This window comes from Blattabacterium cuenoti (assembly GCF_014251235.1).
Lineage (GTDB): Bacteria > Bacteroidota > Bacteroidia > Flavobacteriales > Blattabacteriaceae > Blattabacterium > Blattabacterium cuenoti_AF.
Window position 1 is genome coordinate 230,905 of the sequence record NZ_CP059181.1, and the last position, 22,470, is coordinate 253,374.

Below are 22,470 nucleotides of genomic sequence, written 5' to 3' on the forward strand. Positions count from 1 at the left end.
ATATACTAATTATTATGATTCTTTCTACTCTATTTTTAGAAATAATATTTTTGATAATATTTTTAATTAGTCTTTATAATGGATTATTCGATGATTATGAATCTCCTAAAATTAGAATTTTAATAGATAATGTTCTCAATAAAAAATAAAAAAAAACAATGGTTATTTTATGAAAATAGAAACATATTATTATAATAATCGTATTGTAAAAGCTTTTCTCTATGCAACAATATTTTGGGCCATTATTGGATTTTTTGCAGGTTTAGTCATAGCTCTTCTTTTATTTTTTCCTAATCTTCCTGATTTTATATTTGGTAGTCATTATTTGAAAAATTCACAAGGAATTATGGGGTTCGGTCGTTGGAGAATGTTACATACAAGTACGGCTGTTTTTGCTTTTGTAGGTAATGTTATTTTTACAGGATCATATTATTCTTTACAACGTTTGTTAAAAACAAGAATATATAGTGATTTTTTAAGTTGGTTTCATTTTTGGGGATGGCAAATATTTATTCTTTCCACTTGGATAACTTTTTTATTTGGAATTAATACAAGCAAAGAATATGCAGAACATGAATGGCCTATAGATATATGGATACTTTGTATTTGGATTGTCTATGGAATAAATATGATAGGTAGTATTCTAAATAGAAAAATTAAACATTTATATGTAAGTATTTGGTTTTTTTTAGGAACATGGATATCTGTAGCTATGTTACATATTTTTAATAATTTAGAATTACCTATTGACCTTTTTTCATTTAAAAGTTATTCTATTTATGCCGGAGTTCAAGATGCGTTAATGCAATGGTGGTATGGACATAACGCAGTAGCATTTATTCTGACTACACCTATACTTGGATTAATGTATTATTTTGTCCCAAAAGCTTCAAATAGACCAATTTTTTCTTATAAACTCTCTATTATTCATTTCTGGTCATTGATTTTTATATATATATGGGCTGGTCCTCATCATCTGATGTATACCGCTCTTCCTAATTGGGCTCAAGTTCTTGGAACAATTTTTTCTATTATGTTAATAGCGCCATCTTGGGGGGGTATGTTAAATGGATTACTCACTTTGAGAAGTGATTGGAAAAAAGTAAGAATCGATCCAATTTTAAAATTTTTTGTAGTAGGAATAGTTTGTTATGGGATGGCAACTTTTGAAGGACCTATGTTGGCTACTAAAACATTAAATTCAATTGGACATTTTACGGATTGGGTTATTGCTCATGTTCACTTAGGAACTTTAGGTTGGAATGGTTTTATGGCTTTTGGTATTATGTATTGGTTATCGAAAAAATTGTGGAATACAAAATTGTATTCGACATTGTTAGCAAATGTACATTTCTGGTTAGGAATGTTGGGTATAATATTATATATTTTTCCTTTATATTTTGGATCTTTATTACAGGCATCTATGTGGAAAAAATTTAATCCAGATGGAACTTTAGCTTATAAAAATTTTTTGGATACAGTAATATCAATTCTTCCATTTTATAAAATGAGATTCATTGGTGGTTTAATCTATTTTATAGGTTTTATTATCATGATTTATAATTTGTATAAGACTATTAAAAAGGGGAAATTTATTGATAATGAAGCATTTCAAGTAATCTCTTCTCCCAATAAAAATATAAACAAGAAAGAAAAATTTCATAGTTGGTTAGAACAGAAACCAATACTACTAACTATTCTTTCTTTTATAGCAGTTTCTATTGGAGGGATTATTGAAATAATACCTACTTTAGTGATTAAATCTAACGTTCCAACTATTTCTAGTATAAAACCTTATAGAGCTCTTGAATTAGAAGGAAGGGATTTGTTTGTTAGAGAAGGTTGTAATGCTTGTCATAGTGCACAAATTCGTCCTTTTAGAGATGAAGTAGTTCGTTATGGAGAGTATTCTAAAGCAGGAGAATTTGTATATGATCATCCATTTCTATGGGGATCTAAACGTACTGGTCCTGATTTAGCAAGAGAAGGAGGTAAAAATCCTAATTCTTGGCATTTCAATCATATGAATAATCCAAGATCTACTTCTCCAGGATCTATTATGCCAAGATATCCCTGGCTTATTTATAATAAATTAGACAGATCTAATACAGAAAAAAAAATAAAAGCAATGGTTAAATTAGGAGTTCCATATTCTATGGAATATAGATTAAATATCTATAAAGATATGGATATTCAGGCTAATAAAATAGTCTCTGATATATATAATGAATATCCAGATATAAAAAAAGAAATCAATTTACAAAAACGAAAAGAAAAATTTATTCCATTGGAAAAAAGGGAAATAATAGCTCTTATTTCTTACCTACAACGTTTAGGTGTAGATATTAAATCTTGATAAGTTAAAATGAATGATAAGTTTTTTGAAAAAATATTTCACAAAAGATAAAAATATTGGAATATTTCAATCTGTTATATTAATTTTATTCTTTCTTTCTTTTTTTTTCATTTTATTTTTTGTTTTTTCAAAATCTAAAAAATATTTTAGAAAAATAAGTTCTCTTCCACTAGAAGAAAACAAAGATAAATCTATATGAGATCAAAAGTTCCTTCTTTTATTATGATTCCTTCTATTCTATCCGTTATATTTTTTATCTTCTATGTTTTTTTAGATGTTAAAGATATATTCTATATAGTTCATCCGATAACTATATTTTTTTTTATTATTATCACAATATTATTATTTATTCTAGATTCTATTGATAATATAATTTATCAGAAAAGACTAAAATCTATTACAGAGAAAGAAAGACGTATAATTATTGAAGAAAACGAAGGAAACTACTTGTATTTATTTTATAAATTTTTATTTTACGATACTAAAAAAATAAATAGAAATGTGAAAAAAATAGACCATGGATTTGATGGTATTTTGGAATTAGATAATAAACTTCCTATGTGGTGGATCCATCTTTTTTATCTTACAATTTTTTTTTCCACAATTTATTTTGTTTCTTATTTTTTAACAGATTTCTCCAATCCTTATAAAGAATATGAAAGCGCCTATAAAAATCAAATGAAAGAAATAGAAATTTTTGATAAAAAAACTCCACAGGTATCTTTGAAAAAAGCTTCTTTTCAAAAAGAATTTATTAATGATGGAAAAAAACTTTTTGAAGAAAATTGTTCTACTTGCCACCAATCTGATGGTAGTGGAAATGTAGGTCCAAATTTAACAGATGATTATTGGATAAATATAATAGAAAAAGATTTATTTAAGAATATTTTTTCTATTATATGGTATGGAAGTAAAAATAATCCTACTATGAGAGCTTTTGGAGAATCAGGAGAAATTAAGGGAAATGATATTCAGAAAATATCTAGTTTTGTTTATTATATAAATACACAATCAAAAAAACCTATAAAGAATAAAATACCTCAAGGTAAAAAAGTTTTAGATTGGAAAAAATCGTGAAATGATGATTCATCATATAATGAACTTTTTTTATAAATTTTTATCCGAATTATGAGAATTAAATTTTCATGGGAAGTAGGAATAATATTATCTTTATTTACTTTTATAATTTTCGTTACTTATATTGCGTTTTTTTTTCCTAATGTGAATAGTCAACTAATATCAGATAAATATTATGAAGAAGAATTGAAATACCAAGAAATTATAAATGAGAAAAAAAATGTGTTTAAGCTTTCTAAAGAAGTTAGAGTTTTCATCTTTTCTTCTGGAGTAACAATTATATTTACGCATTCTTTTAATGAAAATATTCATGGTATTTTTACTTTATTACGATCATCTTCTAAAAATTTAGATGTAACTCAACCATTTCAAATGTCAAAATATTCAAGTAAAAAGTTATTTATTCCTAAGATTTTTTTAAAAAAAGGATATTATAAACTTATAATTAGATGGACATCTGAACAAAGTAGATTTTTTTTTGAAAAAGATTTATTTTGGAAATCATAATGTTTGTCTTTAGTAATTAGATATAATGAGAAAAAGTATAAATAATTTCCGTAAAGAATCTTTAAATTATCATAGTCAATTTCCTTCTGGAAAAATTCAAATATCTCCAACAAAGAAATACAGCAGTCAAAGAGATTTATCGTTAGCTTACTCTCCAGGTGTAGCGGAACCTTGTAAAGAAATAGCTAAATGTCCAAAAAATGTATATAAATATACATCAAAAGGAAATCTTGTTGCTGTTATAACTAATGGTAGTGCAGTTCTAGGTTTGGGGAATATAGGAGCGTTAGCTTCTAAACCAGTGATGGAAGGAAAAGCGCTTTTATTCAAGATATTTTCAGGTATTGATGTTTTTGACATAGAAATAGAAGAATCTGATCCAGAAAAATTTATATCTGTAGTCAAAGCAATTGCACCAACTTTTGGTGGTATAAATTTAGAAGATATTAAATCACCGGAAGCTTTTGAAATAGAAAGGAGATTAAAATCAGAATTAAGCATTCCAGTGATGCATGATGATCAACATGGAACAGCCATTATATCAGGTGCGGCATTATTAAATGCTGTTACTTATGTTCGTAAGAATATTCATGAAATAAAAATGGTTGTATGTGGGGCCGGTTCTGCAGCTATTTCTTGCACGAGAACTTATAAAAAACTTGGAGTAAAAGCGGAAAACATTCTTATGTTTGATAGTAAAGGTTTATTACATTATTCTAGAAATGATTTAAATGAAGAAAAAAAAGAATTTTCAGTAAATTCTTCTGTTTTATCCTTAGAAGAAGCTTTGAAAAATTCAGATGTTTTTATAGGTTTATCCACTGGAGGAAAGTTAACTCCAAATATGTTAATCAGCATGGAAAAAGATCCAATAGTCTTCGCAATGGCTAATCCAGATCCTGAAATTGATTACAATTTGGCAATAAAAATACGTCCAGATGTTATTATAGCTACCGGAAGAAGTGATTATCCAAATCAAGTCAATAATGTACTAGGTTTTCCTTATATTTTTAGAGGAGCTTTAGATGTTCATGCTAGTATTATAAATGATGAAATGAAATTAGCAGCTGTTTATGCCATTGCTTCTTTAGCAAAAGAACCTGTTCCAGAACAAGTTAATATTGTTTATAACAAAAAAAATATTTCCTTTGGAAAGGAATATATTATACCAAAACCATTTGATAATCGTTTAATTACTCGTGTAGCTCCTGCTGTAGCTAAAGCAGCAATGGATTCTGGAGTAGCAAGGAATCCTATTTTAGATTGGAAAATCTATCAGGAAAAACTTTTAGATAGAATGGGATACGAAAGTAAAATGCTTAGAATGATTCATAATAGAGCACGTACCAATCCTAAGATAGTGGTTTTTTGTGATGGAGAAGAATATGATATTTTAAAATCTGTTCAAATTTTAAGTGAAGAAGGGATTGTCTCCATTCCAATTGTTTTGGGAAATGAAGATCGTATAAGACATATAATACATAAAAATAATTTGGATATAGAATCAATAAAAATTGTTGATCCTGAAAAAGAAAAATACAGAATACAAATAGAAAAATATGCACAAATACTCTGGGAAAGAAGAAATAGAAAAGGTTTAACTAAGTATGATGCAAAAATACGAATGCGTACGAATGACCATTTTGGAGCTATGATGGTAGATCAAGGTGAAGCAGATGCTGTTATCACAGGTTATTCGAGGAGTTTTTCTTTAAGCTTACGACCTCTTCTAGAAGTTATCGGAAAAACAGATTCTACTCATAAAACGGCAGGAATGATGATTTTATTAACTAAACGAGGGCCCTTATTTTTAGCAGATACAGCTGTTATTCCAAATCCAACAAGTGAAGAATTAGCAAGAATAGCTATAATGGCTTCTTGTGTTGTAAAAGGATTTGATATTGAACCACATATAGCTATGTTATCCTTCCAAAATTTTTCATCAAATTCTAGAACTTCCTCTAAAGTATCTAAAACAGTTTCTTTTTTACACAAAAAATATCCAGACTTAATAGTAGATGGAGAATTACAACCTGATTTTGCTTTAAATGAATTTTTATTAGCTAGTAAATTTCCTTTTTCAAAACTTGTTAAAAAAAGAGCGAATATTTTTATATTTCCAAATTTAGAATCGGGTAATTTAACTTATAAATTTATCAGAGGATTAGGAGAAATTCAAACTATAGGTCCTGTTCTATTAGGAATGAAGAAACCTGCACATGTTATGCAAATACAATCTAGTATAGAGGAAATAGTAAATTTGGCTACTTTATCTGTTATTGATGCACAAATCAGAAAAAATTAAAAATTTTTTTGATTACTGCATTTTCAAAAAAAAATTCAATTTGTTTTTGAAAAAATGGAGAAATAGAACTAGATGTATAAAAAATAGTTTTATTATTAAATTTATGATTTACAGATAATAAACTTTTTTTTTCCAATTTATTTTTTATCTCACGAACTACTATTCTTGGAATATCGATTAAATGAACTTTACCATGATAAAAGGTATCTATTTGTTTTTTGAAAAATAAATAGTGAGTGCATCCTAGGAGTAAAGTATCTATTGATTGAAAAGGAGTTAAACAATTTCTTATAATGGAATTGATTTTTTTATCAGGAAATCCGTATTCAATAATTTTTGCTAATAAAGGAGTTACGGATATTTGAACAACGTCTAAATGAGGATAAAAATTTTTTAATTTTTTCCGATAAAAATTAGAACGAATTGTAGCAGGGGTAGCCATTATTCCTATTTTTTTAGAATAGATTAATGTTCTATTTTTTACTATAGGTTCTATAACATTAAATATTAATAGTTTTTTCAAAAACTTTTCTTGAATAAAATCTAAAGCATTAGATGCAATAGAATTGCAAGCAATCACTATTGCTTTACATTTTTTTTTATAAAGAAAAGAGGCTATTTTAAGAGAATGATCTATAATGAAATCTTTAGACTTGTTTCCATAAGGAATATTTTTAGTATCACCAAAATAAACAATACATTCATTTGGCATATAAGTCATAATTTCTTTAGCTATATGTATACCTCCAACTCCAGAATCAAAAACCCCTATTGGATTATTCATTCTTCCTTTTATCATATTCTTTTTCTTTATAAAAAGAAAGAATTTACAAAAAAAAGAAAAAGCAGAAAAAAATAAAATATAAGCATATGAATAAGAAAAAAAAATGGAGTTAACACATTATTATTTTTAATAATCTTTTTTTTAATCTTGCTGCTTTGTTCATATGTATTATATTTTTTTTAGATAATTTATCTATCATAGAGATAACTTTGGGTAAAGTTTCTTTCTTTTTTTCTTTAATTAATTTTTTTATAGCTGTTCTTGTACTTTTATATGCGTATTTATTACGTAAACGTCTTGCATTATTTTGTCTAATTCTTTTTAAAGAGGATGAATGATTTGCCATGAAAAAATACTATCTAATAAAATTAGTAGCCCATAGGGGTATCGAACCCCTCTTTCCAGGATGAAAACCTGACGTCCTAACCAATAGACGAATGGGCCTTTATAATAAAGAAAAATCTATATTATTGTCCAGATCAAACACAAATTAAATTTTTTTTATCTTTAATACAAGTATTTTATTTACATTTGATTATATTTTGCGTGATGATTAAATTTTTAAAAAAAAATTCTATATCATCAATTATAAAATATTTTTTATACTGTTATATTACTTTTTTTCTATTTCATTATTTGGAAATAATTATGATAGAAATGAAAAAAAAAATTCTGTAAAAAAAGAATCAGAATATCTCATTAAAAGAGCTAAGGTTTACATGTTAACTCCATACAAATACGGTGGAAATACTAAATATGGGATAGATTGTTCTGCTTTTATAAGAAATATATTCTTTTCCTCTTACAATATTTTATTACCTCGTATCACTTCTAATCAAGCTAAGAAAGGTTTTTCTATATCTCAAAAAAACATAGATAAAGGTGATTTATTATTTTTTGCAACAGGTAAATCTAGAAAAAAGATTAATCATGTCGGAATGGTTATACATGTAGATCTTCATAAGATATTTTTTATTCATGCTTCTACTTCAAATGGAGTAATTATTTCCAAGTTTTATCAAAAATATTGGAATAATAGATTTATTATAGCAAAAAGAATTATTTAATAATCACAAAAATTAATCGAAAAATTCAGATTTTGTAAATCTGTCCAGAAATTTGGATAAGATTTTTCTACAACTTTTGGATCTTCTATTTTTATAGAAGAAAAAAAACAGAATGGAGTAAAAGACATCGCCATTCTATGATCTTGATAAGTTTTTATTTTAATATTCTGTCTACTATCCGGTAAAAAAAAATCATGTATTTTAAGACACGAATTAGTTATGATTACTTTCACTCCAAATTTTAGTAATTCGTTTTTTAAAGCATATAATCGATCTGTTTCTTTTATTTTTAAAGTTTCTAAACCTTTTAGATGACATTTGATTTTAAGAGCAGAACAAGTAACAGCTATTGTTTGTGCAAGATCTGGAGTTTTATTTAAATCTAAAATAATTTTTTTTGGAGTAAGAAAATTACATTTCTTGTGAAGTCTTATCTCATTTTTATGAAAAATGGTAGATACTCCGAAATATTTATCATAAATAGAAGAAACTTTCCTATCTCCTTGTAAACTGTCTTTTGTATAGTTTTTTAGGGATATATTGCTTTTTTTTACTATGGATGCCATTGAATAATAGTAAGAAGAAGAACTCCAATCTGATTCTACAGAAAAATATTTATTTCCTTTTTCTTTTCCTGGAAAAATGTGAATTATCTTTCCTTCCCAAGAAATGTTTATCCCTGCAAGGGATAACAATTTTAAGGTCATTTTTATATATGGAATGGAAGTTATTTTTTCTTTTAAATATAATTTAAGACCTTTCTGAAATTTACTGGATATTAACATTAAAGAACTAATATATTGACTGCTAACTTTTGCATTTATATCAATTTCACCTCCAATAATTTTTTTTCCAATAATTTTTATTGGAGGATATCCTATTTTTTCCAAGTAAAAAATTTTACCTCCTAATCTTTTTAAAGCTTCAACAAGTACATATATAGGTCTTTCTTTCATTCTATCTGATCCTGTTAAGACTACTTCTTTTCCTTCTTGTATAGAGAAATAAGAAGTTAAAAAACGCATAGCTGTTCCAGCATGATGAATATCCAATAGATTAGAGGTTTTTGTTAAATTCTCTTGTAATATTTTAGTATCTTCACTATTGGAAATATTATCAATATGAATATCTTTTTCATAAAGAGCTTTTAAAATTAAAAGACGATTAGATATACTTTTTGATCCTGTGATAGAAATAGAACCACAAAGGTTATCTTTTTTCTTATGAATTTTAATATAAGAAGACATATTTATTGTTTTAATTTTTCATTATTATGGTGTCTTATATGATCTCTTTTTTTCTTTTTTTCTAATTTATTATGGAAAGATTTTTCCAAATCAATCCCAGTTTGATTTGCTAAACAAAGTAAAATAAACAATACATCTGATAATTCTTCTCCAAGATTTTCTATACTAATATTTTTACAATTTTTTCTTTCAGATTGTTCTCCATATTTTCTAGCAATAATTTTTGAAACTTCTCCAACTTCTTCAGATAAAAGGATAGTATTTGTTAATATGTTGAAATAACGTATTCCATGATTAATAATCCAGTTATGTACTAATTTTTGCATATGATTTATTTCCAAAATTTTCTTTTTTCTTCTAATATTTTTTTGACATGATTTATGATAGAATCTCGATCTATTTTATATTTTTTTAATAACTCTGAAGGTTTCCCACTTTCTCCAAAAGTATCATTGACTGCTACTAAACTTTGACGAATAAAATTATTGTTCTTTGTAGTAAGAACTCTAGAAATACTTTCCCCCAATCCACCGAAATAATTATGTTCTTCAGCTGTTACAATACATTTTGTTTTATTAACAGAATTTAAAATAACTTTTTCATCTAAAGGTTTAATAGTATGAATATTAATAATCTCACAAGAGATATTTTCTTGTTCTTTCAATAATCTTGCAGCTTCTAAAGACTCCCAAACTAAATGTCCTGTACTAACAATGGTTACATCTTCTCCTTCTGTTAAAAGAATTCCTTTACCAATTTCAAATACTTGATTTGTATCCGTAAAATTAGCAACAGATGGTCTTCCAAAACGCAAATATACTGGTCCTACATATTTTGCTATAGCTAAAGTAGCTGCATAAGTTTGGTTATAATCACAAGTATTAATCACAGTCATTCCAGGTAACATTTTCATCATACCAATATCTTCTAAACATTGATGTGTCGCTCCATCTTCCCCCAAGGTTAATCCAGAATGAGATGCACATATTTTGACATTTTTATTGGAATAAGCAATAGACTGCCGTATTTGATCATATACGCGTGACGTAGAAAAATTAGCAAATGTTCCAGTGAAAGGAATGAAATTTCCAATACTAAGGCCTGCTGCTATATTCATCATATTTGCTTCCGCAATTCCAATTTGAAAAAATCTTTCTGGATTTTCTTTTGAAAATTGATTCATAAACAAAGAATTAGTTAGATCTGCACATAGAGCTACTACTTTCTTATTTATTTTTCCTAATAAAGTTAAAGCATCTCCAAAACCAGCTCTAGTTTCTTTCATCCCTTTATTTTTATATATCTTCATAGTTTTTATTTTTATAACATTATTGGAAAATCTCCTAAAGATTCATTATTTTGGGATAATGCTTCTTTTAATTCTTTTTGATTAGGAGATTTACCATGCCATAGATGATTTCCTATCATAAAGTCTACCCCATATCCCATTTGGGTATACAAAATAATTAAAACAGGTTTTCCTTTTTTTGTCTTCTTTTTTGCTTTTTTTAAAATATTAATAACTCTTTCAAGATTATTTCCTTCTATTTCTTCTAATACAATCCAATCAAAAGACTGGAATTTTTTCTTTATATTACCTAGTGGTAATACATCATCTGTTTTTCCATCTATTTGTTGTCTATTATAATCTATAGTAGCAATATAATTATCTATATTTTTTGCTCCTGCATATAATATAGCTTCCCATATCTGACCTTCATTTAATTCTCCATCACCATGTAAACTGTAAATAAGGCTATCATAATCTTTATTCAATTTTTTTGATAAAGCGGCTCCTATAGATACAGACATTCCTTGTCCTAAAGATCCGGAAGAAATACGTATACCAGGAAGATTTCCATGTGTAGAAGGATGTCCTTGTAAACGAGAATTTAATTTTCTAAAAGAAGATAATTCTTCTATTGGAAAAAAACCAGAACGAGCTAATATACTATAATAAACAGGAGATATATGTCCATTAGATAGAAAAAAAAGATCTTCTCCATTTCCATCCATTGTAAATTTATTTGGGTTGTAATTCATTATTCCTTGATATAGAGCAACAAAGTATTCTGTACATCCTAATGAACCACCAGGATGTCCAGAGTTTGCGTTATTTATCATACGTAAAATATCTCTTCTTACTTGAGAACATAAATCGTTTAAATATTTTCTAGATCCGTTCATATATTCATACATATTAATTTTTTTATTAATTTTTTCATATAGAAAAATCATTTAGGATTTCTTTTAACAAAAATAACAATTAATTATGAGTATTATAAATAGAAAAGCTAAATTCAATTATCGATATATAGAAGGATATATAGCTGGTATACAACTGTTTGGGACAGAAGTAAAATCCATAAAAAGAAATATGGTAAATATAACGGAAAGTTTCTGTCAAATAAAGAATGGAGAATTATATTCCATAAATATGGATATAGCTAAATATCAATTTGGAACTAATTTTAATCACGATAGAAAGAGAGAGAGAAAATTATTGCTAACTAAAAAAGAGTTAGTAAGAATAGAAAAAAAGTTAAAAATTCCAGGAATTACTATTATTCCTACTAAATTATTTGTTAACAATAAAGGTTATATAAAAGTTCAAATATTTCTGGTTAAAGGAAAAAAGAAATACGATAAACGTGAGTCTATTAAAAAAAGAGATTTTTTACGTGAGATGAAAAAAGAGAATATATGAAATTCTATAAAATTTCTGAATTTTTATATTATATTGTATTATAATAATATATAAAGAAATTATTATGAAAAACGTTAATTTTGTTATTTTATTCTTTTCATTATTTTCTTTCCCTTTTTCACTATTATTATCTCAATCGGAAACTAAAGATATTCTTTACAAATGGTCTATTCAATCAGGAGCATATGATGTTAATTTTCATCCAATCAATTTTCCTTTAAAAAATTTTCTTTATAAAAGAAATAATAACATAAGTAATCCTTTTTCTACCATAGAACTTATTTATAAGGTCAATAAAAACATGGGAGTCTTTTTCCATTCATCGTTAGGAAAAGTACAGGATCCAAAATGGAAAATAAAAAATGCTCTTTTTTTTAAATTTAATCCTGGAATAAATTTTTATCTATTTTCTATAGATTGGTTAGATCCTTATTTTAAATTAGGGACAGGCTATCATCATTTGGAATATAAAAAGAGAAAAAATATTTTAAGGATTGGAAGATCCAATTATTATCAATTAGCTAGAAAAGGTTTTCTTATGTTAGATGGTGGATTAGGAATGAATATTTGGATGATTCCTAATTTTGGTATTAATTTACAAAGTCTTTATAACCATGTATTTTCACGTCTATCAAAAGGATATTTAAATTATTGGGAACATAATTTAGGTTTAATATATCGTTTTGGAGAAGAAAAAAATGAAGATATCTCTCAATATAAAGAAGTAAAAGTAATAAAAATTGATGAAAAAAATTATTTTTTACCTTCAGAAAAAAAAGGAATAGAAAGAATAGAAAAAAAAGGAATAGAAAAAAAAGGAAAAACAGAAGATAAAATATATGATCCAAAAAAGGATTTAGATAAAGATGGAATCTTAGATAAAGATGATTTTTGTCCTAATGAATTTGGATTAAAATTATTCAAAGGATGTCCAGATACAGATTTTGATAACATTCCAGATTATAAAGATGTATGTCCAGATATATATGGAAAAAAAGAATACCACGGATGTCCAAATAGTGTTATTTTTCGTCCTATATTATTTGATAAAGGAAAGCATTCATTATCTCCTATTTCCTTGGAAATTTTAAATGAAATATATGAAATTATGATAAAAAAACTCCAAAATTATAATTTTGATATCAATGGATACACAGATTCTTATAGAAATGACTTATTTAATCAAATTTTATCTAAAAAAAGAGCTTATTCTGTATTTAAAGTTTTAGTTTCTAAAGGCGTTAATCCATCAAGATTGAATATGAAAGGAATAGTAACAAAAAAAGGTAGATCAGTAAAGATTACAATATGTAAATAAAGTCAATCTATTTTTTTTTGTATTAAAAAAAAAGACCATTATTTGGTCTTTTTTTTAACTTCTTTTTTTTCTGTTAAAAAAGAAATGTAAACACTTAATTGATAGAGTACTAACAAAGGAATTAAAACGATTATAGTGCTTAAAATATCTCCAGGAGTAATAGCAGAAGAAATAATCAGCATAATTAAGAAAGCATGTTTCCTATATTTTTTTAAAAAAGAATAAGAAATTAAATCAATTTTAGTAAGAAAATATATAAAAATTGGGAATAAAAAAGTAAATCCCATAGATAATGTAGAATGCAGAATCAAAGATATATAATCCGATAAATCAAATATATTTTTTGGAAAAAAACTAATTCTGAAATTAGATCCAAAATGAATTAAAAATGGACACAAAATAAAATAACCAAAAAGAATTCCTAATATAAATAGAAAAGTTCCCGTTAAAATAATTCCTCTAGAATACTTTTTTTCTTCATGGGAAAGAGCAGGAAGAATAAATTTCCAAAATTCATAAAAGATATAAGGAAAAGATATAATAAAACCTCCAATTAAACATGTCCATATATATGTATTAAATTGTCCAAATATCTGTCTATTCTGTACTTCTATATTTTTAGAAAGAAAAAAAATAGAATGAGTATTTAAATGGAAAAAATTTTCTATTTTAGAAAATAAACGGTAAGTAATAAAGTTATTTTTTGCCGGACCAAAAAGTACATGATCAAAAATAAAATCTTTTTTTTTCATTAAAAGAATAGCAGAAAATAATATAGATAAAACGCTACGAATAAAGTGTTTTCTTAATTCTTCTATATGGTCCAAAAAAGGCATTTCTTTCTTTTCTTTTTCCCTGTTTTTCATAATGAAAAAATCTAATTTTTTTTAAAAAATATTGTTTATTTTATAATCAACAAGTTCATTAATATTTTCATCAATGAAATTAACATGTGGAATAATAGGTTTTCCTAATATAGGAAAATCAACTCTTTTTAATATTATTTCGAATTCAGAAGTTTTATCAAAAAACTATCCTTTTTGTACTATAGAACCTAATTATGGAATGACAAATGTTATAGATAAAAGATTATTTGAATTAAATAATCTAATTCAAAGTATAAAAGTAGTTCCATCGAAAATAAAAATAGTAGACATTGCTGGGTTAATTAGAGGATCTCATAAGGGGGAAGGTTTGGGTAACAAATTTCTTTCTCACATTCGAGAGACAAATGTTATCATTCATATGATTCGTTCTTTTAAAGATATCAAAGTTGTTCATACAGAAGGATCAATTAATCCAATTAGGGATAAAGAAATAATTGATATGGAGTTACAATTGAAAGATTTAGAAACAATAGAAAAAAAACTAAGAAAAATTGAGAAGATAAATCATGATCAATCTTGTAGAAAGATATTACTAAATGTAGTTTCTTTTCTAAAAAAAGGAAAAAATATTAGAACATATCCATTTAAAGATAATGAAAAAAAATATATAAATAATTTGCAATTGCTAACAATGAAACCCGTTTTGTACGTGTGTAATTACGATAAAGAAGAATATTCAAATATAAAAGATTTAAAGAAAATAGTAAGTCAAGAAAAATCACCTTTAATCGTTTTATCTTTAAATAAAAAAAGAAAGGATTTAACATATGAGGTTTATAATATCATCCAAGAATCTTTTAATTTATTAACTTTACAAAGTTTCTTTACAATAGGAAAACAAGAAATACGTTCTTGGTCTATTCCTAAGGATTGGACCGTTTATCAAGCTTCATCTATTATTCATACAGATTTTAAAAAAGGTTTTGTCTGTGCAGAAGTTATTCATTACAAAGATTTTATTAAATATGGATCAGAAGAAAAAGTAAAAAAAGCGGGAAAAAAGTTTTTGGCTGGAAAAAACTATCTTGTCCAAGATGGGGATATTTTGAATTTTAGATTTAACAAATGAAAAATTCTTCTATAGAAGAATTTATTCTTTTTAATGTTTCGAAAATTAATTGAATGGTTAGTTCTACATCTTTCTTGTGAACCATTTCTACTGTAGTATGCATATACTTGAGAGGAATGGATATTAAACCAGAAGATATTCCTTTGTTTGAATATGCAAAAACATCTGCATCTGTTCCAGTATATCTAGATGCTACTAAACGTTGAAAAGGAAGATTTTTTATAATAGCTGTATTCATAATAAGTTCTCTAATATTCTTCTTTATAGAAGGACTATATGTAATAACAGGACCTAATCCACATTTAATATCCCCTTCTATTTTTTTATCTATCATTGGAGTGTTAGTATCATGTGTAACATCTGTTACAATAGCTATATGAGGTTTTATAGCGTAAGCTATCATCTTTGCTCCTTTTAAACCTACTTCTTCTTGAACTGAATTTACTACGTATAATCCAAATTTTAATTGTATTTTACTTTTTACAATCATTTTTAGTACTTCAGCTATAATAAAACCACCAATTTTATTATCTAAAGATCTACATACAAAATAGTTATCATTCATTATATGAAATTCATCAGGGTATGTGATATAACAACCTACATGAATTCCCATTTTTTCTACCTCTTCTTTATTAGAAGCTCCAATATCTACAAAAATATTATCTATGTTTGGATTTTTCTCTTCTGATAATTTTCTTGTATGAATAGCAGGCCAACCAAAAATGCCTTCTACAAATCCTTTTTCTGTATGAATCACTACTTTTTTTGATGGAGCTATTTGATGATCTGTTCCTCCATTTCTAGATACATATATTATTCCGTCTTTTGTTATATAATTGACAAACCAAGAAATTTCATCAGCATGAGCTTCAATAATTAACTTATAAGAAGAATTTTTAGGATTTAAAATACCGAAAGCTGATCCATACAAATCGGTTTCCACTCTTTCTACATAAGAATGTATGTATTTTTTCCATATTTCTTGTCCTTGACTTTCGTTTCCACTAGGAGAAAAACTGTTTAAATATTTTCTAAGGAAAATTATAGAATTTTCACTTATTGAATAATAATTTTTCTTTTCCATACTATAGATATTTTTATTTTATTTATATATAATAATTAAATATGGATAAATCCTTCAAATATAAATTGAACACGACCGGTTAAATATATATCTTTATATTGATTTTTTATTTTTTTCAATGACACCCATAATTCACCACCTAAAGTGTTAACTAGAGTTTTTCCATTTTCATGATAAAAAAATTTTTCAGTTTCATATATTGCTATTACTGAAGCTGTTACTCCTGTTCCACAGGATAAAGTTTCATTTTCTACGCCCCTTTCATAAGTTCGTACATTAATAATGTTTTTTCCTAATATTTCTACAAAATTTACATTCACACCTCCTCGATCAGAATATAAATTTTTACTAATTTCTCTTCCTTTTCGGAAAACATCTATTTTTTTTAAATTTTCTACAAATATAACATGATGTGGAGATCCAGTGTTTAAAAAAACATATTTACTACATATTTTTATTTTATCTCTGTTTACATTAATTAAATTTGTAGAAATTAATTTTTTATTCAGAATCATTCCACAATGATTTCCATCTATAGTTCCATAAAATACTTTATCTTTTTTTTTTGTTATTCCTAATTTATTTGAAAAAGCAATAGCACAACGTCCTCCATTTCCACACATCGTACTTTCTTTTCCATCAGAATTATAATATTTCATATAAAAATTATTATAACTTTTTGTGTCGTTTTTAATCAAAATAATACCATCAGCTCCAACTCCAAAACGTCTATGACATAATTTTTTAAAAAAAGAATGGTTAAATTCAGGAATTATTTTTTTTCTATTATCTATTAAGATAAAATCATTTCCCGTCCCTTCGTATTTAAAAAAATACAACTTCATAACATGCAACTAAAAATAAATATCAGGAACCGGTTACAAGGTAACTTTTTTTTTGAAAAAATTATACTTTTTGCTATATATTGCCATATATTTGTTTTATTTATTTAGTATTAAATAGTTGAATAATAAACATGAAAAAAATTATTTTTTATATTCTTGCCAGTAGTCTGATGAGTTCCGTTGTGACTATAGCTGCATACAAAAAATATGTTAAAGAAGAAGGTCTTTTTTATCCTCCATATTTTAATCCTTTATCAGAAAAAGCAAAATTAAATTCTTCATTGGTTAGTTCTGCAGGTTTACCTGATTTTACCAAGGTTGTAGAAAAAACTGTTCATGCAGTAGTTAATGTGAAAAATTACTCTAAAAATAGTAATAATCAATTACCTTTTGATCCATTTGACTTTTTTTTTGGTTTTCCTGATGATTTTGGAGAAAGGGGTGGAAATAGTGGACGAAATTATCAAAAAAAAGATGATCTTCCTGGATATCATGGTTCTGGTGTGATAGTATCTCCTGATGGATATATTGTAACCAATCATCATGTTATAAAAGATGCAGATAAAATAGAAATAACACTAAATGATCAAAGATCTTATAGAGCTAGACTAATTGGAACAGATAAAAGTACAGATATAGCCCTATTGAAAATTAATGAAAAAAATTTACCATTTATTTATTTTTCTGATTCTAATAAGGTTAAAGTAGGAGAATGGGTTTTAGCTATAGGTAACCCTTTTGATCTAAATTCTACTGTTACGGCAGGAATTATAAGCGCAAAAAATAGAAGTTTAGGACTTTTGAGAGGAGAAACACAATCCGCTATAGAATCTTTTTTTCAAACAGATGCAGCTGTAAATCCTGGAAATAGTGGAGGGGCTTTAGTGAACACTAATGGAGAATTAATTGGAATTAATACAGCAATATCCTCTAATTCAGGAAATTTCATAGGATATAGTTTTGCAGCTCCTTCTAATTTAGTAGGAAAAGTAATACGTGACATAAGAAAATACGGAGCCGTACAACGTGCTTATTTAGGCGTTAGAGGGATGGATCTTTCTAAGACTGAATATTTAAAGGCTTATAACAATGAAACACATCAAAATATAAAAACACAACAAGGATTTTTAATTGGAGAAGTATTTGAAAAAAGTGGAGCCTATGATTCAGGAATTAAAAAAGGAGATATTATTAAAAGTATAGACGGTAAAAAAATTCAAAATATAGCTGATTTATCTTTTATTATAGGGACAAAGCATCCTGGAGATCAAGTAAAAATAGATATTTTTCGAAAAAAAGAAATGAAAGTTTTTTACGTTATTTTAAAAGATATAAAAGGAAGGACAAAAATTAGAAATAAAGAAGAAATAATTCCTTTAGAATTTTTGGGAGCAAAATTTGAAGTACTTGGGAAAGAAGATAGAAAAGATTTTGGAATAGATTATGGAATTAAAATTATAGAAATACAAGTAGGTCGTTTAAGTGATATAGGAATGGAAGAAGGAGATATTATTTTATCTATTAATGGAGTAAAAATAAGAAAACCAAATGATGTTAATCGTATATTAAAAAATTATTCAGGAGATGTCACTATAAAATCTATTAAACAAAATGGTCAGGTATACATAGCAGGTTTTGAAATGAATTAATATAGATTTTTATTACAATAAATAAGTAATGTAATTATCATGAAAATCATATTCGGAAGAATAACGGAAGCAATTGAAGGTAAAATTCCTTTATTGGAATAAACTTTGAACATCTCTATAAAAAAAAGATAAAAAAATGCTAATAATAGACCTATAAAAGTATGATGATCATTTTCTCCTTTTTTTATTTTTGATGAGATAGACAATCCTAAAATCGTGAATATAAAATTAGAGATAGGAAGAGAGGTTCTTTGATAATATTCATTTAAATAGGTATTTAAATGACTAGAGCCTTTTTTCTTTTCTCTATCAATAAATTTTTTTAGTTTAAAAATGGTCATTGTTTCTGCAATATACTCTTCCGGTAAAAGTTCTTCATGAGTAAAAGGTAATTTTTTTATTGTATAATTTCCTTTCGAAAAGGAATGATAATTATGATTTGTATTATTTTCAACATAATCATATAGAATAAGATTCTTATTGAACCAAATAACATTTTTAGCTTTCAAAAGATATATCAATTTTCTTCCATTTAATTCTTGATAGACAAAGTCTTTTCCTCTATTTTTTTTTCTAGAAAAATTTCGAATAAATAGATATCCATTTTTTGATACTTGAGTACATATAGTCTTGTTGTTATCATATTGATTTTTATATGTTGAATTTAATAAATATTGATAATGAAATTTATTTTTCATTTCATTAGCTTTAGGTAAAAAAAAATAATTGACAATTAAAGATATTGTTCCTATAATAAAAGCTGAGAATAAATAAGGAATAGTTATTCTTTGAAAACTAATACCATTTGTTAAAAGAGCTTTCATTTCTGAATGTTTAGTTAAACTAGATGTAAAAAAAATAATTGATAAAAAAAGGGATATAGGTGAAAAAGTATTAGATAGCCATAAAGACCAAAATGGGTAATAATAGATTAAAGCATTCTTTATGGATCCTTTATTTTCTTCTAATCTATGCATACGTTGAGTAATATCTATGATAACAGAGATAATTTGTAAAAAAAGAGTAATGAAAATGAAAGTAATAAGAATATTACGAATAATATAACGATCGAGTATTTTCATTATTTTATAAACGTTTTTTTAATAAGGATACTACAGAGTTTTTCCAAGGAATAAAATTATCTTTTATTATATTTTCTCTAGATTTTTTAATTAAATCAAAATAAAAAGAAAGATTATGTAAAGAAGCTATTTGTTTTGCTATATTTTCTTTAGAAAGAAAAAGATGTCTTACATAAGACTTGCTATATAATTTATCTACATAAGAAGTTCCATGTTCATCTAGACAAGAAAAATCTTTTTCCCATTTTTTATTTTTTATATTCATAATTCCTTTCCAAGTGAATAACATTCCATGACGTCCATTTCGTGTAGGAATAACGCAATCAAACATATCTATTCCAAGAGATATTCCTTCTAATATATCTTCCGGTTTTCCAATACCCATTAAATATCTTGGTTTTTCTTTAGGTAAAATATCCGTTATTTTATCAGTTATAGAATAAGTTAACTCTTTATTTTCCCCTAAACCTAATCCACCTATAGCATTTCCTTCTTCTTCCAATAAGGCTATATATTCTGAAGAATATGTTCTTAAATCAGTATAAATGCTTCCTTGAACAATAGGAAAAAAACTTTGTTTATAATTATACTTTTCTGGATTATTTTGTAAATAAGATTTACATTTTTTTAACCAAAAATGTGTTAATTTAAGAGACTCTTTTGCCTCTTTATAACTACACGGATAGGGAGGTAAATCATCAAAAGACATAATAATATCACTCCCTATTAGACGTTGAATTTCCATAGATTTTTCAGGAGAAAAAAAATGATATGATCCATTTATAATAGATTTAAATAGGACTCCCTCTTTTGTTTTTTTATTCATTTTTCTCATAGAGAAAATCTGAAAACCACCACTATCGGTTAATATAGATTCTTTCCAATTCATGAAAGAATGAAGACCTCCGATTTTATGTAATACTTCTAATCCAGGACGGAAGAACAAATGATAAGTATTTCCAAGAATAATTTTACATCCTAAATTATTCAATTCATGTTGTAAGACAGATTGTACACTACCCTTGGAAGCAACTGGCATAAATATTGGAGTTTCTATTTTTCCATGATCTGTTTCTATGAGACCTGCTCTTGCTTTAGAAAATTTATCTATTTTTATTAACTTAAATTTCATTATTGTTATAATAACAACATCCCTGGAATAAGGATAAACTAATTTTTTAATTTTAAGAAAAAAAAATGAATTATTATCATAAACCAGTTCTTTTAAAAGAAAGTATAGATCATTTAGTAACAGATAAACATGGAATTTATGTAGATGTTACATTTGGAGGAGGAGGTCATTCTTATGAAATTCTAAAAAAATTAAAGGATAAAGCTATATTAATAGCACTAGATAAGGATTATAAAGCAATTCAAAATAATTCTATTATAGATAAACGTTTTTATTTATTTCACGAAAATTTTGTACATATAAAACATATGTTAAAAAAACTTCATATTGAAAAAATATCAGGTTTATTAGCTGATCTTGGTATATCTTCGACTCAAATAGACGATCCTGAAAGGGGTTTTACCCATCAAAAAAACTGTATTTTGGATATGAGAATGGATCAAAATAATGCTTATACGGCTATAGATGTTTTGAATAAATCATCAAAAGAAAAATTACTTCAAATATTTTTTGATTATGGTGATTTTAAGAATGCAAAAAATATTGCTGAAAAAATACTAGAAAATCGTTTAAAAAAACCTATCATTACTACATTTGATTTAGTGAATATTTTTTTGAGAAAAAAAAAATCTTTTAAATGCAGAAAAAGATTTTTTTCTAGAATTTTTCAAGCTATACGAATAGAAGTTAATAACGAAATAAATGTTTATAAAAATCTTTTATTCGAATCTTCTTCTTTTATTATGAAAGGAGGAAGATTAGTTATTCTAACTTATCATTCTATAGAAGATAGAATAACAAAATATTTTTTAAAAAGAGGAGTTTTTTTTAACGAAAGAATAAAAAGAGAAGATCAAAAAATAAAAAATATAATATTACCATTTAAAATGGTATGTAAAAAAGTCATTCGACCAAACCGTCAAGAAATTATAAATAATCCAAGATCTAAAAGCGCTAAATTAAGAATAGCGGAAAAATTATAAAATCAATGGTTAATGAAAATAAATTTTTCTATTAAAGATATCCTAAAAGGAAAATTTTTAGTTAAAAAAAATGCATATCGGAGTTGGACCTTTATTATTTTTATTACTATTCTATCTTTAATCAGTATTACAAGTTCACATATAATGGATAGAAAAATTAAGAAAATAACGAAACTGAGTGAAGAAATAAAGGAATTAAAATCTGAATATGCAGATATACATAGCCAATATTTAAAAATGAAATTATCATCTGTATTAAATAAATTAGTAAATATTAATGGATTAAAACATTTAGAGGAACCTCCATATGAATTAATTTTAGAAAAAAAAACCAAAACTAAAGATATAGATACAATATTAGAATAATA

Annotated in this window: 24 protein-coding genes and 1 tRNA gene; 13 read left to right on the forward strand and 12 right to left on the reverse strand. The window is 25.7% G+C overall.

Translation table 11 applies throughout. The features are described 5' to 3' along the window. The first annotated feature begins 14 nt into the window (after positions 1 to 14). Genes ccoS through H0H78_RS01100 form a run of 6 tightly spaced genes read left to right on the forward strand, consistent with a single transcriptional unit; the run spans position 15 to position 6,245 of the window. Positions 15 to 149 (forward strand): cbb3-type cytochrome oxidase assembly protein CcoS, encoded by a 135-nt coding sequence (gene ccoS, locus H0H78_RS01075; RefSeq protein ID WP_238783777.1) that lies wholly within the window; start codon positions 15 to 17, stop codon positions 147 to 149. Between the two features lie 20 nt (positions 150 to 169). Beyond that, positions 170 to 2,356 (forward strand): cytochrome-c oxidase, cbb3-type subunit I, encoded by a 2,187-nt coding sequence (gene ccoN, locus H0H78_RS01080; RefSeq protein WP_185851172.1) that lies wholly within the window; start codon positions 170 to 172, stop codon positions 2,354 to 2,356. A gap of 25 nt (positions 2,357 to 2,381) precedes the next feature. Continuing rightward, complete coding sequence (locus tag H0H78_RS01085) at positions 2,382 to 2,555, forward strand: cytochrome oxidase (protein WP_238783770.1); 174 nt, start codon at positions 2,382 to 2,384, stop codon at positions 2,553 to 2,555. Next, a complete protein-coding gene (locus H0H78_RS01090; RefSeq protein WP_185851174.1) occupies positions 2,552 to 3,433 on the forward strand; it encodes a cbb3-type cytochrome c oxidase N-terminal domain-containing protein in 882 nt (293 codons plus the stop codon). Before H0H78_RS01085 ends, H0H78_RS01090 begins: the two co-directional genes overlap by 4 nt. A 51-nt stretch (positions 3,434 to 3,484) precedes the next feature. Further along, positions 3,485 to 3,940, forward strand: coding sequence for a FixH family protein (locus H0H78_RS01095; RefSeq protein ID WP_185851175.1), 456 nt, complete (start codon positions 3,485 to 3,487; stop codon positions 3,938 to 3,940). A 25-nt stretch (positions 3,941 to 3,965) separates the two neighbouring features. Next, positions 3,966 to 6,245: an NADP-dependent malic enzyme gene (locus tag H0H78_RS01100; protein WP_185851176.1), complete on the forward strand. Its 2,280-nt coding sequence runs from the start codon at positions 3,966 to 3,968 to the stop codon at positions 6,243 to 6,245. Here the strand turns inward: H0H78_RS01100 and murI are convergent. The 3 genes from murI to H0H78_RS01115 all read right to left on the reverse strand — a co-directional run bounded on the left by murI (position 6,232) and on the right by H0H78_RS01115 (position 7,473). Continuing rightward, complete coding sequence (gene murI, locus H0H78_RS01105; protein WP_185851177.1) at positions 6,232 to 7,044, reverse strand: glutamate racemase; 813 nt, start codon at positions 7,042 to 7,044, stop codon at positions 6,232 to 6,234. The two genes, H0H78_RS01100 and murI, sit on opposite strands and share 14 nt — an antisense overlap. A gap of 94 nt (positions 7,045 to 7,138) precedes the next feature. Next, complete coding sequence (rpsT, locus tag H0H78_RS01110) at positions 7,139 to 7,375, reverse strand: 30S ribosomal protein S20 (RefSeq protein WP_185851178.1); 237 nt, start codon at positions 7,373 to 7,375, stop codon at positions 7,139 to 7,141. A gap of 26 nt (positions 7,376 to 7,401) precedes the next feature. After that, positions 7,402 to 7,473 (reverse strand) — tRNA-Glu (locus tag H0H78_RS01115). A 275-nt stretch (positions 7,474 to 7,748) separates the two neighbouring features. Between H0H78_RS01115 and H0H78_RS01120 the strand changes: the two genes are divergently transcribed. After that, on the forward strand, positions 7,749 to 8,096 hold the full coding sequence (locus H0H78_RS01120) for a C40 family peptidase (RefSeq protein WP_185851179.1): 348 nt from the start codon (positions 7,749 to 7,751) through the stop codon (positions 8,094 to 8,096). Here H0H78_RS01120 and H0H78_RS01125 read toward each other — a convergent pair. Genes H0H78_RS01125 through H0H78_RS01140 form a run of 4 tightly spaced genes read right to left on the reverse strand, consistent with a single transcriptional unit; the run spans position 8,093 to position 11,530 of the window. Beyond that, positions 8,093 to 9,343 carry a 3-phosphoshikimate 1-carboxyvinyltransferase gene (locus tag H0H78_RS01125; protein ID WP_185851180.1) on the reverse strand — a complete coding sequence of 417 codons (1,251 nt, stop codon included), beginning with the start codon at positions 9,341 to 9,343 and terminating at the stop codon, positions 8,093 to 8,095. The genes H0H78_RS01120 and H0H78_RS01125 overlap by 4 nt on opposite strands. A 2-nt stretch (positions 9,344 to 9,345) precedes the next feature. Next, positions 9,346 to 9,684: a nucleotide pyrophosphohydrolase gene (locus H0H78_RS01130; RefSeq protein WP_185851181.1), complete on the reverse strand. Its 339-nt coding sequence runs from the start codon at positions 9,682 to 9,684 to the stop codon at positions 9,346 to 9,348. Beyond that, on the reverse strand, positions 9,675 to 10,652 hold the full coding sequence (locus tag H0H78_RS01135; protein ID WP_185851182.1) for a transketolase family protein: 978 nt from the start codon (positions 10,650 to 10,652) through the stop codon (positions 9,675 to 9,677). The genes H0H78_RS01130 and H0H78_RS01135 overlap by 10 nt, the downstream gene beginning before the upstream one ends. 11 nt (positions 10,653 to 10,663) lie before the next feature. Beyond that, positions 10,664 to 11,530 (reverse strand): transketolase, encoded by an 867-nt coding sequence (locus tag H0H78_RS01140; protein ID WP_185851183.1) that lies wholly within the window; start codon positions 11,528 to 11,530, stop codon positions 10,664 to 10,666. Between the two features lie 85 nt (positions 11,531 to 11,615). On the opposite strand from H0H78_RS01140, the gene smpB reads away from it, so the two are divergent. Then, entirely contained in the window at positions 11,616 to 12,050 is a 435-nt protein-coding gene (gene smpB, locus H0H78_RS01145; protein ID WP_185851184.1) for an SsrA-binding protein, read from the forward strand. A 64-nt stretch (positions 12,051 to 12,114) separates the two neighbouring features. Further along, entirely contained in the window at positions 12,115 to 13,368 is a 1,254-nt protein-coding gene (locus H0H78_RS01150; RefSeq protein WP_185851185.1) for an OmpA family protein, read from the forward strand. A 38-nt stretch (positions 13,369 to 13,406) separates the two neighbouring features. Here the strand turns inward: H0H78_RS01150 and tatC are convergent, their stop codons facing one another. Continuing rightward, complete coding sequence (gene tatC, locus H0H78_RS01155) at positions 13,407 to 14,234, reverse strand: twin-arginine translocase subunit TatC (protein ID WP_185851186.1); 828 nt, start codon at positions 14,232 to 14,234, stop codon at positions 13,407 to 13,409. 73 nt (positions 14,235 to 14,307) lie between these two features. On the opposite strand from tatC, the gene H0H78_RS01160 reads away from it, so the two are divergent. Continuing rightward, complete coding sequence (locus H0H78_RS01160) at positions 14,308 to 15,324, forward strand: redox-regulated ATPase YchF (RefSeq protein ID WP_185851187.1); 1,017 nt, start codon at positions 14,308 to 14,310, stop codon at positions 15,322 to 15,324. Here H0H78_RS01160 and H0H78_RS01165 read toward each other — a convergent pair. Both H0H78_RS01165 and dapF read right to left on the reverse strand, forming a co-directional pair. Continuing rightward, a complete protein-coding gene (locus tag H0H78_RS01165) occupies positions 15,314 to 16,411 on the reverse strand; it encodes a M42 family metallopeptidase (RefSeq protein ID WP_185851188.1) in 1,098 nt (365 codons plus the stop codon). The genes H0H78_RS01160 and H0H78_RS01165 overlap by 11 nt on opposite strands. Positions 16,412 to 16,446: 35 nt before the next feature. Next, entirely contained in the window at positions 16,447 to 17,256 is an 810-nt protein-coding gene (dapF, locus tag H0H78_RS01170) for a diaminopimelate epimerase (RefSeq protein ID WP_185851189.1), read from the reverse strand. Positions 17,257 to 17,387: 131 nt separating this feature from the next. Between dapF and H0H78_RS01175 the strand changes: the two genes are divergently transcribed. Continuing rightward, positions 17,388 to 18,905, forward strand: coding sequence for a trypsin-like peptidase domain-containing protein (locus H0H78_RS01175; RefSeq protein ID WP_185851190.1), 1,518 nt, complete (start codon positions 17,388 to 17,390; stop codon positions 18,903 to 18,905). On the opposite strand, the gene H0H78_RS01180 is transcribed toward H0H78_RS01175, so the two are convergent. Both H0H78_RS01180 and tgt read right to left on the reverse strand, forming a co-directional pair. Continuing rightward, entirely contained in the window at positions 18,902 to 19,987 is a 1,086-nt protein-coding gene (locus H0H78_RS01180) for an LptF/LptG family permease (RefSeq protein WP_185851191.1), read from the reverse strand. The genes H0H78_RS01175 and H0H78_RS01180 overlap by 4 nt on opposite strands. A gap of 4 nt (positions 19,988 to 19,991) precedes the next feature. Beyond that, on the reverse strand, positions 19,992 to 21,119 hold the full coding sequence (gene tgt, locus H0H78_RS01185) for a tRNA guanosine(34) transglycosylase Tgt (RefSeq protein ID WP_185851192.1): 1,128 nt from the start codon (positions 21,117 to 21,119) through the stop codon (positions 19,992 to 19,994). 65 nt (positions 21,120 to 21,184) lie between these two features. Here tgt and rsmH point away from each other — a divergent pair, with 65 nt between their 5' ends. After that, entirely contained in the window at positions 21,185 to 22,102 is a 918-nt protein-coding gene (gene rsmH, locus H0H78_RS01190; RefSeq protein WP_185851193.1) for a 16S rRNA (cytosine(1402)-N(4))-methyltransferase RsmH, read from the forward strand. A gap of 12 nt (positions 22,103 to 22,114) precedes the next feature. After that, on the forward strand, positions 22,115 to 22,468 hold the full coding sequence (locus H0H78_RS01195) for an FtsL-like putative cell division protein (protein ID WP_185851194.1): 354 nt from the start codon (positions 22,115 to 22,117) through the stop codon (positions 22,466 to 22,468). The last annotated feature ends 2 nt before the right edge of the window (positions 22,469 to 22,470 follow it).

Coding starts and splice junctions, on each gene's coding strand:
- dapF (WP_185851189.1), bottom strand. CDS start 17,256: ATGAAGTTGTATTTTTTTAAATACGAAGGGACGGGAAATGATTTTATC.
- rsmH (WP_185851193.1), top strand. CDS start 21,185: ATGAATTATTATCATAAACCAGTTCTTTTAAAAGAAAGTATAGATCAT.
- H0H78_RS01160 (WP_185851187.1), top strand. CDS start 14,308: ATGAAATTAACATGTGGAATAATAGGTTTTCCTAATATAGGAAAATCA.
- ccoS (WP_238783777.1), top strand. CDS start 15: ATGATTCTTTCTACTCTATTTTTAGAAATAATATTTTTGATAATATTT.
- smpB (WP_185851184.1), top strand. CDS start 11,616: ATGAGTATTATAAATAGAAAAGCTAAATTCAATTATCGATATATAGAA.
- H0H78_RS01180 (WP_185851191.1), bottom strand. CDS start 19,987: ATGAAAATACTCGATCGTTATATTATTCGTAATATTCTTATTACTTTC.
- H0H78_RS01135 (WP_185851182.1), bottom strand. CDS start 10,652: ATGAAGATATATAAAAATAAAGGGATGAAAGAAACTAGAGCTGGTTTT.
- murI (WP_185851177.1), bottom strand. CDS start 7,044: ATGATAAAAGGAAGAATGAATAATCCAATAGGGGTTTTTGATTCTGGA.
- H0H78_RS01090 (WP_185851174.1), top strand. CDS start 2,552: ATGAGATCAAAAGTTCCTTCTTTTATTATGATTCCTTCTATTCTATCC.
- H0H78_RS01165 (WP_185851188.1), bottom strand. CDS start 16,411: ATGGAAAAGAAAAATTATTATTCAATAAGTGAAAATTCTATAATTTTC.
- H0H78_RS01140 (WP_185851183.1), bottom strand. CDS start 11,530: ATGAACGGATCTAGAAAATATTTAAACGATTTATGTTCTCAAGTAAGA.
- tgt (WP_185851192.1), bottom strand. CDS start 21,119: ATGAAATTTAAGTTAATAAAAATAGATAAATTTTCTAAAGCAAGAGCA.
- tatC (WP_185851186.1), bottom strand. CDS start 14,234: ATGAAAAACAGGGAAAAAGAAAAGAAAGAAATGCCTTTTTTGGACCAT.
- ccoN (WP_185851172.1), top strand. CDS start 170: ATGAAAATAGAAACATATTATTATAATAATCGTATTGTAAAAGCTTTT.
- H0H78_RS01095 (WP_185851175.1), top strand. CDS start 3,485: ATGAGAATTAAATTTTCATGGGAAGTAGGAATAATATTATCTTTATTT.
- H0H78_RS01100 (WP_185851176.1), top strand. CDS start 3,966: ATGAGAAAAAGTATAAATAATTTCCGTAAAGAATCTTTAAATTATCAT.
- H0H78_RS01125 (WP_185851180.1), bottom strand. CDS start 9,343: ATGTCTTCTTATATTAAAATTCATAAGAAAAAAGATAACCTTTGTGGT.
- H0H78_RS01195 (WP_185851194.1), top strand. CDS start 22,115: ATGAAAATAAATTTTTCTATTAAAGATATCCTAAAAGGAAAATTTTTA.
- H0H78_RS01150 (WP_185851185.1), top strand. CDS start 12,115: ATGAAAAACGTTAATTTTGTTATTTTATTCTTTTCATTATTTTCTTTC.
- H0H78_RS01175 (WP_185851190.1), top strand. CDS start 17,388: ATGAAAAAAATTATTTTTTATATTCTTGCCAGTAGTCTGATGAGTTCC.
- H0H78_RS01120 (WP_185851179.1), top strand. CDS start 7,749: ATGTTAACTCCATACAAATACGGTGGAAATACTAAATATGGGATAGAT.
- rpsT (WP_185851178.1), bottom strand. CDS start 7,375: ATGGCAAATCATTCATCCTCTTTAAAAAGAATTAGACAAAATAATGCA.